This window comes from Streptomyces sp. NWU339, assembly GCF_003143855.1.
GTDB lineage: Bacteria > Actinomycetota > Actinomycetes > Streptomycetales > Streptomycetaceae > Streptomyces.
In genome coordinates this window covers 71,700-83,611 of sequence record NZ_QFRK01000035.1, presented here as the reverse complement: position 1 = coordinate 83,611, position 11,912 = coordinate 71,700, and the positions used below count along the sequence as shown (strand labels likewise).

At 69.4% G+C, this 11,912-nt stretch carries 12 protein-coding genes and 2 pseudogenes; 2 read left to right on the top strand and 12 right to left on the bottom strand.

Annotation, left to right across the window (positions count from 1 at the left end):
- On the bottom strand, positions 1-648 hold a 648-nt coding region (locus tag DIZ27_RS31305), incomplete at its 3' end, for a transposase (RefSeq protein ID WP_146229023.1).
- Positions 649-724: 76 nt separating this feature from the next.
- On the opposite strand from DIZ27_RS31305, the pseudogene DIZ27_RS48860 reads away from it, so the two are divergent.
- Positions 725-889: pseudogene (locus DIZ27_RS48860) on the top strand (transposase); the annotation flags it as partial.
- Positions 890-972: 83 nt separating this feature from the next.
- Here DIZ27_RS48860 and DIZ27_RS46000 read toward each other — a convergent pair.
- The 6 genes from DIZ27_RS46000 to rpsB all read right to left on the bottom strand — a co-directional run bounded on the left by DIZ27_RS46000 (position 973) and on the right by rpsB (position 6,012).
- Positions 973-1,149 carry a hypothetical protein gene (locus DIZ27_RS46000; RefSeq protein WP_181383766.1) on the bottom strand — a complete coding sequence of 59 codons (177 nt, stop codon included), beginning with the start codon at positions 1,147-1,149 and terminating at the stop codon, positions 973-975.
- Positions 1,150-1,295: 146 nt separating this feature from the next.
- Positions 1,296-2,420, bottom strand: coding sequence for a phosphatidate cytidylyltransferase (locus DIZ27_RS31300; protein WP_109381791.1), 1,125 nt, complete (start codon positions 2,418-2,420; stop codon positions 1,296-1,298).
- Positions 2,420-2,977, bottom strand: coding sequence for a ribosome recycling factor (gene frr, locus DIZ27_RS31295; RefSeq protein ID WP_109381790.1), 558 nt, complete (start codon positions 2,975-2,977; stop codon positions 2,420-2,422). The genes DIZ27_RS31300 and frr overlap by 1 nt, the downstream gene beginning before the upstream one ends.
- A 180-nt stretch (positions 2,978-3,157) precedes the next feature.
- Positions 3,158-3,916, bottom strand: coding sequence for a UMP kinase (gene pyrH, locus DIZ27_RS31290; RefSeq protein ID WP_109381789.1), 759 nt, complete (start codon positions 3,914-3,916; stop codon positions 3,158-3,160).
- Positions 3,917-4,105: 189 nt separating this feature from the next.
- Positions 4,106-4,942, bottom strand: a complete 837-nt coding sequence (gene tsf / locus DIZ27_RS31285; protein ID WP_109381788.1) for a translation elongation factor Ts — start codon at positions 4,940-4,942, stop codon at positions 4,106-4,108.
- A 158-nt stretch (positions 4,943-5,100) separates the two neighbouring features.
- The gene (rpsB, locus tag DIZ27_RS31280; protein WP_109381787.1) at positions 5,101-6,012 is read right to left on the bottom strand and encodes a 30S ribosomal protein S2; all 912 of its coding nucleotides are present in this window, start codon (positions 6,010-6,012) and stop codon (positions 5,101-5,103) included.
- A gap of 329 nt (positions 6,013-6,341) precedes the next feature.
- Here rpsB and DIZ27_RS31275 point away from each other — a divergent pair, with 329 nt between their 5' ends.
- Positions 6,342-6,980 carry a murein hydrolase activator EnvC gene (locus tag DIZ27_RS31275; RefSeq protein ID WP_109381786.1) on the top strand — a complete coding sequence of 213 codons (639 nt, stop codon included), beginning with the start codon at positions 6,342-6,344 and terminating at the stop codon, positions 6,978-6,980.
- Positions 6,981-7,033: 53 nt separating this feature from the next.
- On the opposite strand, the gene DIZ27_RS31270 is transcribed toward DIZ27_RS31275, so the two are convergent.
- The 5 genes and pseudogenes from DIZ27_RS31270 to DIZ27_RS48520 all read right to left on the bottom strand — a co-directional run bounded on the left by DIZ27_RS31270 (position 7,034) and on the right by DIZ27_RS48520 (position 11,757).
- Positions 7,034-7,591: a TetR/AcrR family transcriptional regulator gene (locus DIZ27_RS31270; RefSeq protein WP_109381785.1), complete on the bottom strand. Its 558-nt coding sequence runs from the start codon at positions 7,589-7,591 to the stop codon at positions 7,034-7,036.
- A gap of 119 nt (positions 7,592-7,710) precedes the next feature.
- Positions 7,711-8,553, bottom strand: a complete 843-nt coding sequence (gene whiG, locus DIZ27_RS31265) for an RNA polymerase sigma factor WhiG (RefSeq protein WP_109381784.1) — start codon at positions 8,551-8,553, stop codon at positions 7,711-7,713.
- A gap of 320 nt (positions 8,554-8,873) precedes the next feature.
- Positions 8,874-9,764, bottom strand: a pseudogene (dprA, locus tag DIZ27_RS31260) (DNA-processing protein DprA); the annotation flags it as partial.
- A 210-nt stretch (positions 9,765-9,974) separates the two neighbouring features.
- A complete protein-coding gene (locus DIZ27_RS31255; protein WP_146229022.1) occupies positions 9,975-10,478 on the bottom strand; it encodes a hypothetical protein in 504 nt (167 codons plus the stop codon).
- A gap of 139 nt (positions 10,479-10,617) precedes the next feature.
- Positions 10,618-11,757: an NUDIX domain-containing protein gene (locus tag DIZ27_RS48520; RefSeq protein ID WP_309074930.1), complete on the bottom strand. Its 1,140-nt coding sequence runs from the start codon at positions 11,755-11,757 to the stop codon at positions 10,618-10,620.
- Positions 11,758-11,912 lie beyond the last annotated feature (155 nt).

Below are 11,912 nucleotides of genomic sequence, written 5' to 3'. Positions count from 1 at the left end.
GGCTCGCGTGAGCCGGTCGCACAGCCGGGACAAACGAGGCCAGTCGTTGGAGGCGGTGTCGCTGTCGGCTGCTGCGGAGTCGTCGGCCTCCACGCTCCGCGCATGGACGAGTGCGTCGTCCATCAGCGCGTTGATCTCGTCGTCGCACTGGGAGATGATCGCCTCAAGACGGTGCAGGCGCTGGTTGGCGTCGCGGGATGCGTTCGCGTCCATCGGGGAGCCATCCACGGCCACCGCCGAGAGGTCCACCAGCCCCCGCCGGCCGCACAGCGCCAGCACCTGCACGAACAGCGAGTTCAGGGCATCGCGGTGGCGCCGGATGAACCGCGCCACGGTGGAGTGGTCCATCCTGCGATTCGCGGTGATGACCCGGCAGCCCACGTCATCCCAACAGGCCTGCTCGATGCGGCGGGAAGACCGTATTCCCTTGCTGTAGCAATACAGGATCAGCGCGACCTGGTTCGTGGGAGGGTAAGCGGCCCCTCCCTGCCCATCGGCACGGTAGCTGTCCTCGAACGCCGAGAGATCCAGCTCTCCGACGGCGTCGAGCACCTTCCAGCACAGGTGCTCGGGCGGCAGCCACTCCCGTACATTCCGCGGCATCTCAAGATCACGTTCACGGTCGCACAACAGGAAGTTCCGCCCCACAGACCAAGATTCCGATGCCTGCCCGGCGGCCGGAACCGAACAGCAAATCGCTCTTGACCTTCACCGGGCAGGAGTTGTGCGACAGCCTCCGGCCCGTCCGGCGGCCGCACCGAAACCGTCCCGGCCGGGGCCGGGACGGCCTGCAGGCTCGAAGAACAGACACCGGGCCAGGCACCACGACGTCGGCAAGACCGTCAAACGCGCCGAATCGATCAAGGAACACCAAGCCCAGCGATGTTAAACGCCAAGCTCAGGCATGGCGGTACCAGTGTGGCAGATCCAATCGGGTGACCGCGCGAGCCGTCCGAGGGCACCCTGGAGCACTCAGAACAACCCACCGACCAGAGCCACGGCCCAGGAGCCGTAGCTCTTCCAGCGGTGGGACATCCGGCAGTACAGACGCGGTTTGCGCCGCCCGCCCTGGTCGATCAAGGTGTCGCACCATCGGCACGGCAGCTCACCCCGGTACCTGCCGTCGTCCCCCAGCCGTGCCTGCGCCATGGCGGAACCCTACCCATGGGTGCACGCGCCGGACAGGGCGGGGAACGGCGGCGGACGTGCTCGGGCGGCCGGACCCTTCCTTCTACGGGTCGAGCCCCCGCGTCCGGCGGGACGCGGGGGCTCGAAGAGGTCCGGGGCCGACGGGGTCAGCTGCCGACGAAGATCACCAGCAGCAGCCACACCACCGGGGCCGTGGGCAGCAGGGAGTCCAGGCGGTCCATGATGCCGCCGTGGCCGGGGAGCAGGGTGCCCATGTCCTTGATGCCCAGGTCCCGCTTGATCATGGACTCGCCCAGGTCGCCGAGGGTGGCGCTGACGGCGACCGCGAGGCCGAGCAGCAGCCCCTGCCACCAGGTGCCGTCGTCGATCAGGAACTGCATGCACAGCGCGCCCGCCGCCATCGCGAACCCGACCGCGCCCAGCAGGCCCTCGCGGGTCTTGCCGGGGCTGATGCGCGGGGCGAGCTTGTGCGTGCCGAAGCGCCAGCCGACGGCGTACGCTCCGGTGTCACTTATGACAGTGAGCAGCAGGAACACCAGGACCCGCCAGTGCCCGTCGTCCGCGGCCAGCATCATCGTGACGAAGGTCGCCAGGAACGGCACGTAGAACGCGGCGAAGATCCCCGCCGTGACGTCCCTGAGGTAGTTCTCGGGCGGTTGGGTCATCCGCCAGACCAGCACCGCCAGCGCGGTGAACGCCATGGCGACCCACGCGCCCTCGGCGCCCCGGACGTACCCGGCGACCACCATGGCGGCGCCGCCGAGCGCGAGCGGCACGAGCGGCGCCCGGATCCCCTTGCGCTCCTCCAGCCGTTTGGTCAGCTCCCACAGGCCCACCACGACGGCGGCCGCGACGACGCCGACGAAGACCGCCTTGACGACGAACAGCGACACAACGATCATCGCGCCGAGCCCGACACCGACCCCTATGGCGGCGCCCAGGTCGCGTCCCGCGCTCTTCTTCTGCGGCGGGGGCGCCGGCTGCGGGGCGTCGGGCATGGGCTCCGGATTCTGCGGCATCTCCCCCGGATGGGGGCGCGCCCGCGTCGTCTCGTCTGGGAACAGAGGGCCGCTCAGCCGAGCGGTCCCCCGGCCCATGTCCTGATCGGCACCGTGTTCGGGCAGGTCGGGCACGATGGGCATGGGGCGAGTCTGCTGCGCGTAGTGCGCATCGTACGTGGGAGCCGCCGGGACAGCTCCCTGGGCGGGCCCCTGCTCGGGCGGCCCCCAGTACCCGGCCTGCGGCGGCGCTCCCCAGGAAGAGTCGTTCATCAGACCTCGAGCAGTTCCGCTTCCTTGTGCTTCAGGAGCTCGTCCACCTGCGCGACGTACTTCGCGGTGGTGTCGTCGAGCTCCTTCTCCGCACGGCGGCCCTCGTCCTCGCCGACCTCGCCGTCCTTGATCATCTTGTCGATGCCGTCCTTGGCCTTGCGGCGCACGGCACGGATGGAGACCTTGGCATCCTCTCCCTTGGCCTTGGCGACCTTGATGAACTCGCGGCGGCGCTCCTCGGTGAGCTCGGGGAACACCACGCGGATGATATTGCCGTCGTTGCTCGGGTTGACGCCCAGGTCGGAGTCGCGGATGGCCTGTTCGATGTTGCGCAGGGCGCTCTTGTCGAACGGCGTCACCACGGCCATGCGCGGCTCGGGCACGGAGAACGAGGCCAGCTGGTTGATCGGCGTCAGTGCGCCGTAGTAGTCGGCCACGATCTTGTTGAACATCGCCGGGTGCGCACGACCGGTGCGGATCGCGGCGAAGTCCTCCTTGGCGACCACGACGGCCTTCTCCATTTTCTCCTCGGCCTCGAGGAGGGTCTCTTCGATCACCACTTGCTCCTGCGTGTCTTGAGTAGGCCCGGCCGCGGTTCCCTGGCGGGGCGGCGGCCGGCTGCGTCGCGTCTTCTTCCTGCACGGTTCCCGACCGGCGGGACGTTGTCCATCCCCCGGCCCGGTCCGTCCCGTCCGTCCCCAGGAGTGTCCTGACTCGGGCGGGTGGTTCTGGTCCGGTCAGTTCCGGTCCGTCTGGTCACCCACAAGTGTGCCGATCTTCTCACCCTTGACGGCGCGCGCAATATTGCCCTCCGTCAGCAGCTCGAAGACGACGATCGGGAGCTTGTTGTCGCGGCACAGGGTGATGGCCGTGGCGTCGGCGACCTTCAGGTCACGCGTGATGACCTCCCCGTACCCGAGGTGGTCGAACTTCACCGCGTCGGGGTTGGTCTTCGGGTCGGAGTCGTAGACCCCGTCCACACCGTTCTTGCCCATCAGCAGCGCCTCGGCGTCGATCTCCAGGGCACGCTGGGCGGCGGTGGTGTCGGTGGAGAAGTACGGCATGCCCATACCGGCGCCGAAGATGACCACGCGGCCCTTCTCCAGGTGCCGTACGGCTCGCAGGGGGATGTAGGGCTCCGCGACCTGGCCCATGGTGATGGCGGTCTGCACCCTGCAGTCCACGCCTTCCTTCTCCAGGAAGTCCTGGAGCGCCAGGCAGTTCATCACGGTGCCCAGCATGCCCATGTAGTCGGAGCGGGCCCGGTCCATGCCGCGCTGCTGCAGTTCCGCGCCGCGGAAGAAGTTGCCGCCGCCGATGACGGCGGCGATCTGCGCGCCGTCACGGACGACCGCCGCGATCTCGCGTGCCACGGCGTGCACCACGTCGGGATCGACGCCCAGGCCGCCGCCACCGGAGAATGCCTCTCCGGACAGCTTCAGCAGAAACCGGCCGCTTACTTTGCCGTCGTCGCTCTTCTCGGCCTTGGTGGTCATGGGGATCCCGCCTCTTTCACGTGTTGCACATACGAAGGAGGCCACTGCCGGCGGGGTGTGCTTCGCATCCCATGCGGCAATGGCCTCCTCGTCAGATCTGCTGTCACCCGGCACGCGAGCGTGCGTGACGGCGTGTCCGAACGACTGCTGACGACCCTATCGGGGTCGCGCGCCCGTCGCGGTACGGACTCAGATGCCGACCTTGATGCGCGTGAAGCGCTTCAGGGTGACACCGGCCTCGTCCAGGACCTGCTGGACGGACTTCTTGTTGTCCAGCGCGTAGGGCTGGCCGAGCAGCGTGGCGTCCTTGAAGAAGCCGTTGAGGCGACCCTCGACGATCTTCGGCAGGGCGGCCTCGGGCTTGCCCTCGGCGCGGGTGGTCTCCTCGGCGACGCGGCGCTCGGTCTCGATGACCTCGGCCGGCACGTCCTCCTTGGAGAGGTAGTTCGGCGCGAACGCGGCGATGTGCTGGGCGACGCCCTTGGCGACCTCGGCATTCGGCTTGTCGAATTCGACGAGGACACCGATCTGCGGCGGCAGGTCGGGCATCGTGCGGTGCATGTACGCCGCCACGTAGCCGTCGGCGAACTGGGCGAAGCGGTCCAGGACGATCTTCTCACCCAGGTTGGCGTTGGCCTCGTCGACGAACGCCTGGACGGTCTTGCCGGCCTCGATCTCGGAGGCGAGCAGGGCCTCGATGTCGGCCGGGGAGGTCTTGGCGACGTGCTCGGCGATGGCGGTGGCCACGCCCTGGAACTTCTCGCCCTTGGCGACGAAGTCCGTCTCGCACTTCAGCTCCACGAGGACGCCGGAGGCGTTGTCGTCGGCGATGATCGAGACCACGGCTCCGTTCTCGGCGGAGCGGCCCTCGCGCTTGGCGACGCCCTTCTGGCCCTTGATACGGAGCGCCTCGACGGCCTTCTCGACGTTGCCCTCGGCCTCGTCCAGCGCCTTCTTGCAGTCCATCATGCCGGCGCCGGTGAGCTCCCGGAGCTTCTTGACGTCGGCGGCGGTGTAGTTCGCCATGAGTCTGTGAGTCTTTCTCGAAGTCTGGAGGTTCGGAGATCTGCGGGTCCGCGATCTACGTGTAGACGCAGATCGCGGACTCACCACTGACCTACGGGTGAACGGCGGGAGCAGACTTCGTGTGGCCCGCTCCCGCCGTATCCGCACGGACGGGCCGATCAGGCCTGCTCGGCCTCGGCGGCCGGGGCGGCGTCGGCCGCGGGGGCCTCGGCAGTCGGGGCGGCGTCGGCCGCGGGGGCCTCGGCAGCCTCGGCCGGCTTCTCGGCCTCGGCGGCGGCCGGGGTCTCGTCGGCCTTCTTCTCGCCCTCGAGCAGGTCGCGCTCCCACTCGGCGAGGGGCTCGCCGGCGGCCTTCTCGCCCTTGCCCTCGGTGGCGACACCGGAGCGGGCGATGAGGCCCTCGGCGACCGCGTCGGCGATCACGCGGGTGAGCAGGGTGACCGAGCGGATCGCGTCGTCGTTGCCCGGGATCTTGTAGTCGACCTCGTCGGGGTCGCAGTTGGTGTCGAGGATGGCGACGACCGGGATGTTGAGCTTCCGGGCCTCACCGACCGCGATGTGCTCCTTCTTGGTGTCCACGATCCAGACGGCGCTGGGCACCTTCTGCATCTCGCGGATACCGCCGAGGGTCTTCTCCAGCTTGGCCTTCTCGCGGGAGAGGACCAGCAGCTCCTTCTTGGTGAGGCCGGAGGCGGCCACGTCCTCGAAGTCGATCTGCTCGAGCTCCTTGAGGCGCTGCAGACGCTTGTAGACGGTCGAGAAGTTGGTGAGCATGCCGCCCAGCCAGCGCTGGTTGACGTAGGGCATGCCGACGCGGGTGGCCTGCTCGGCGATGGCCTCCTGCGCCTGCTTCTTCGTACCGACGAACATGACCGTGCCGCCGTGGGCGACGGTCTCCTTGACGAACTCGTAGGCGCGGTCGATGTACGACAGCGACTGGAGCAGGTCGATGATGTAGATGCCGTTGCGCTCGGTGAAGATGAAGCGCTTCATCTTCGGGTTCCAACGGCGGGTCTGGTGACCGAAGTGGACGCCGCTTTCCAGCAGCTCCCGCATCGTGACGACGGCCATGGCCGTATCTCCTTGGATTTCTCGGTTGTGCCGCGGGAGCCGGCGGTTCCCGCGCCTGACGCCCACGACGCGCCGTTGCCGCAGAGGACCGAGGGGCGCTGACACCGGGAGCGGTCGCGACCGTGTGGTCGTGACCGGACCTGATGTCGGGGCGTGCGAAGTCGACCCGGTGACCCGGATCGCCACCCAGAAGTGTACGGGACCCACGGGGCGCCGGGTGACGTCGTTGTCCACAACCGGCCGGTGGTCCACAGGTCCCGGCGGTGATCACGGATCTCGGGGAGGCTCCCCGCATGCGAGTGAGCCGATTTCTGAGGACGTGTGCGCGCATGACCGTCCTGCTGGTCCTGACTCCGACGGTGCTGCTGTCACCACCGCCGCCTTCGCTGCCGTTGCTCGTGGCTCGGACGGGTGGCACGGCTCCGCCGGATGCCGACACTGACACCGCTGATGCTGCTGGTACCGCCGATACCGGTTCCGATGCCGGGGCGGCGGACCCCGGATCCGGGGTGCCGGCCGTCGGGCGGGCCTGGCCCGTGGGGGTGCGACCGCGGGTGCTGCGCGGCTGGGAACCGCCGGAGACCAGGTACGGGCGCGGGCACCGCGGTGTGGACCTGGCGGCGGCGCCGGGGACCCCGGTACGGGCGGTGGCGGCGGGCCGGGTCTCCTACGCCGGCCGGGTGGCCGGCCGGGGCGTCGTCTCGGTGGAGCTGTCCGGCACGGGGGCCCCACCTCTGCGTACGACCTACGAGCCGGTCCTGCCGTCGGTGGAGAAAGGGACCGAGGTGGCACCGGGCGAGGTGATCGGCACGGTGGCGGCCACGGGCTCCCACTGCACGGCCCCCTGCCTGCACTGGGGCCTGCTGAGAGCGGACGTCTACCTCAACCCGCTCGCCCTGCTCCCGCCCCACCTGCTCGGCGGCCCCTCAAGACTCCTCCCGGTCCTCGGCGTACCGCTGCCGGAGTGACCGGGGCACCGGAGAAGCGGGGGCCGGGGCCGGACGGACCAGAGCCGGGCGGGTCAGGGCCGGACGCCCCGGAGGGTCATGGCGACCGCCGCCTCTGTGATCGTCTCCGGGTTCTCCGCGGCGCCCAGTTCGATCCGGCGCACAGCGGCGTCGACCACGCCCTGGAGCAGCATCGCCGCGAGCCGGGGCTGCTCGTGGCCCAGTTCACCCAGCGCCTCGACGATCATCGCGACGAGTCCGCCGTGCGCCGCTCGGATCTTCTCCCGGGCACCCGCGTCGAGTTCGCTCGCGGAGATGGCCACCACGGCACGGTGACGCCGGTCCCCGACCAGTTCCAGCTGCTTGCGGACGTACGCCTCGACCTTGGCCTCGGCGCCCTCGACCGCGGCCATCGCGAACTCGACCTCGGCCGCCCAGACCGGGAAGTCGACCTCGCACAGCTCTTCGACGACGGCCGCGCGGGAGCGGAAGTACTCGTACACGGAGGAGCGCGCCAGGCCGGTGCGCTCGGCGAGGGCAGGGAAGGTCAGCGCCTCCGTACCGCCCTCGGACAGCAGGGAGCGTGCCGCGTCCAGCAGGGCGGCTCGCTGCATCGACCGGTGCTCGGCCACGGAGGCCGCTCGAATCCTTGGCACGCCCACCACTTTACGGACGCCCCGCACGAGGGGGGAGTCCCCAGACCGAAACCGCAGGTGGGACGGGTGCCCCCGCAGCCCGCCGAGCCGCCGGTTCAGCCGCCGAAGCTCGCCAGTTTCGCCCTCAGCTGGAGTACGGACTTGGTGTGGATCTGGCTGACCCTGCTCTCCGTGACCCCCAGCACATGGCCGATCTCGGCCAGGGTGAGCCCCTCGTAGTAGTACAGCGTGACCACGGTCTTCTCGCGCTCCGGGAGCGTGTTGATCGCCCGCGCGAGGAACCGTCGCAGCTCCCGGCCCTCGGCCACCTCCACCGGGTTGTCGGCGGCGGTGTCCTCCAGGGTGTCCATCAGGCTGAGCCGGTCGCCGCTGTCGCCTCCTGCATGCAGCAGCTCCTCCAGGGCGACGACGTTCGCGAGGGACAGCTGGCTGAAAACCGCGTGCAGCTCCTCCACGGCGATACCCATCTCGCCGGCGACCTCGCTCTCCGTCGGCGTGCGCCTGAGCCGGGCCTCCAGCGTCGCGTACGCCCGCTCGACGTTGCGCGCCTTCTGCCGCACCGAGCGCGGAATCCAATCCAGGGCCCGCAGCTCGTCGATCATCGCGCCCCTGATCCGGGTGATCGCGTAGGTCTCGAACTTGATCTCCCGGTCGACGTCGAACTTCTCGATCGCGTCGATCAGTCCGAACACCCCGGAGGAGACGAAGTCCGCCTGATCCACATTGGGCGGCAGTCCCACGCTGACCCGGCCCGCGACGTACTTCACCAACGGCGAGTAGTGCAGGATCAGCTGCTCCCGCAGTCGCTCGTCCCCCGTCGCCTTGTACGACCGCCACAGCTCGTCGAGCGTCGAGGGAGCGGGCGGCCGCACGCTGCCACCGTCACGGGCGGCTGGGGGGATCGCCGCCCGGTCGGACCCGGAGGTGTGCTGGGGCATTCGTCGCCTTGTGCCGTTCTGCAGCGGACCGTCGCCGTCTGCGTGAGCTGTCTGTCCGATGCCGAGCCGCCCGTCTGTGCCTGCCCGGATCGCCTGCCGTGGTGCCCTTCCGTGCTGTCTTTCCGTATCGGGACGCTTGTGAGCGTAGCGTGACTGCGGAGTCGCGGTGCGCGAAGAAGTGAGGTCGGGGCGCGCGTGGAGGTGTCCCGACCCCGGCCCCACCGGGTCGCACTCGTCGCTCTGCGTGTTCACCCGGGTGTCCCAACTGACGTATTTTCCAAGGGGCGTGGACGTTCCCCCGGACGGCCGAACACACTCCGTCAGTGATCATCGGAACCGTCCCCGACCGGGATCACCGCCTGGCGTGTCAACTTCCAGTCATCGCCATGTCGTTCGACGTATCCAAGTGCTCGCAGTTCGTACAGTCTCGCGATCGCGTCGTCGCGGGTGGTGCGCGCACCGCGCGCGATCCCGTCCACCCCGGCCGTCACCTGCGCCGGCAGCGCGTCGAGGACCTGGCGGGCGGCCGGATCCAGCAGGTCGCGGGGCAGTACCGGGCCGCGCCGGTCCGGGGCCAGTTCGCCCATGTCTCCGACCAGTTCGATGACCTCCGCGGCATCGGTGACCAGCACCGCCTCCTGCCGCAGCAGTTCGTGCACCCCGGCGGAGCGCCCACTGGTGGCCGGCCCGGGTACCCCCATCGTGTGGCGTCCCAGGCGCCGGGCCGCCCTGGCGGTCACCAGGGAGCCGCTGCGGTGGGCGGCCTCGACGACCACGGTGCCCCGGGTGAGCGCGGCGATGACCCGGTTGCGGAGGATGAATCTGCTCGGTGTCGGGTGATCACCGGGCGGCAGCTCGCCGATCACCAGCCCCTGTTCCGCGATCCTGGTGATCAGTCCGGTGTGTCCGCGCGGGTAGGGCCGGTCGACTCCACAAGCGAGTACGGCGACGGTGGCGCCGCCCGAGCCGAGCGCACCGCGGTGGGCGGCGCCGTCGACCCCGTAGGCGCCGCCGGAGACCACGACCCAGCCGCGTTCGGCGAGTTCGGCGGAGAGGGTGGCGGCCATGTGGGCGCCGTACTCGGTGCAGGCGCGGGCACCGACGACGGCGACCGAGCGCAGCGCCCACATCCGCAGGTCGGCCGGGCCGCGCACCCACAGCCCGAGGGGCCGGCGGTCCCCCAGGTCGTCGAGCTGCCGGGGCCACTCGGCTTCTGGGGACAGTACTGGCGTGTTGCCGCAGCCTGATTCATGGAGCCTAGCAGCGGTCGTCTGCCATACGGTTCGGTTTGGTCGGCGCTGCGACCGCCGGGAGCTAGGTAGAGCCCTTCTAATGGATCTCCGCGGCGCCGCGATGCCCAGCACGCCTTCTCGCCGCACCGAACACCGCTCCTTCTCCCACGGAGGTCCACTAGAACGACCCTAATTACGTGTCCGCTTCTCGATCTTCCGCTGTACATGGACGATCGCGGCGCGCGCGGCTTCGAGCCTGATGCCCTGCGCGCGGGCGAGAGCGAGGTAGTCGTCCAGCAGGCTCTCGTCCGCGGCGAGCTTGTCGGCGTGATTCTGCGGCAGCACGTTCGCCCGGTAGCCCTCCAGCTCCGCGACGACCACGCCGAACGGCAGGTCCGGGGAGCGCTGTTCGGAGATCCTGAGCCTGCTAACCACGTCGACCAGCTCGCGCAGCTCGGCCGTGACGCCCTCGACGGCCGTCGTGAGCGACAGCCGGTTCAGCACGAGGAGCGCATTGCTCACCGTGTCGTAGTCGGGCTGGTGCCACTGGACGGTCTGGTCGCGGCGGCGGTGGTTGACGATGAGCCAGGTGCTGACGACCAGGGCGACGAGGGCGATCACCGTCCCCCAGGTCCAGGAGGAGGAGAAATCGCCGGCGCCGGAATAAGAGCTGGAAGAAGAAAGGGGCAGCATGGTGTTGTCCTTCCTGAGGATGGATGCTCACCAGATCGCCTCTTCCACAGGGTTGGTGAGCGTCGGTGTTCTCCACACCGGTGCACGGTGTGCTCCGGTCGCGGCCTCGGGCTCTCGCACAGTCCGGGGCCGCGGTGTTCTAGGGGGTGCGGCGGCCGCGCATCATCGGCGGGTACAGCAGGTCCGCCGTGCCCCGGCGGAACAGGGCAGGCGGTTTCCCGGGCCCTGACCTGCGTACTTTGTCGGTCCTGACCACGAAACCCGTGGTCTCCTCCACGACCTTGCGGTGGAAGTTCCCCGGGTTGAGCTCGTAGCCCCACACGGCCTCATAAACCTTGCGCAGGTCGGTGATGGTGAAGAGGTCGGCGCAGAAGGCGGTCGCGACGGTGGTGTGTTCCAGCCGGGTCCGGGTGTGTTCGAGCCCGTGCCGGAGGATCTCGCCGTGGTCGAAGGCGAGGCTGCTGTTGGGGCCCCACAGCGATTCCTCGACCTCGACCCAGTCGGCCTCGCGGGCGTCACTCGCGCCGGTCACCTCCGGCGGATCCGACATGACCGCCAGAAAGGCGGTCGAGATGATCCGGCCCCGGGGGTCACGCTCCGGGCGCGAGTACGTGTGCAGTTGTTCCAGCCGGATCCCGGAGCCGTTCAGCCCGGTCTCCTCCCGGAGTTCCCGCTTCGCCGTGTCCTCCAGGGACTCTCCCGGCCGGACGAACCCACCGGGCAGGGCGAGCATCCCGCGATACGGCTTCTTGCCGCGCCGCACGAGCAGGACCCGCAGCTGTTCCGAGCGGATCGTGAAGATCACGATGTCGGCCGTCGGCTGCGCCGCGACCCGTGGCCGCCTGACCGGAACGGGTCCCCGATCGCTCCCGGCGATGATCTCCACCAAGCGGCGCGCATCGACGACGGCTCCCTCCGGGACGGCGATGGGCAGGTCCTTCGGCGGCTCCGCGTAGTAGACGGCCATGCCGCGTTCGTGGACGCGCCCCAGTTCGTACGCAGTGGTGCGGCCGATGTATCCGTCGGGATTCACGACGTACACCATGTCCGAGGTGAAGATCTTCTCCAGGGTCGCCGCCTGGAGGTCGTGGTCCGAGGACTCCGGAGGGTCAGACTCGAAGCGCACGAACTCACGTCGGCGGTCGACGATCCGGCAGATCGGCGGGCTCTTCACGGTCAGTCCGGCGGCCGCGAAGGTCCGAGCGGCCGCCAGGACTTCGGGGTAGTGCTGCCGGAAGCTCCCGATGAGAGCGACGGAGCCCTTGGTGGAGATACGCATAACGGGACTGTGCCAGTCGAACGCCGCCGATCCGAACTCCCGATAGCGCCTCCCTGACAAGAACCCGGGTGTTGTCCGAGGTGAGAGCGGGTTTCCCGACAACGTGTCAGAATGAAAAGAATCAGGGCCAGTTGCTGACCCGGCCCGACACTAGG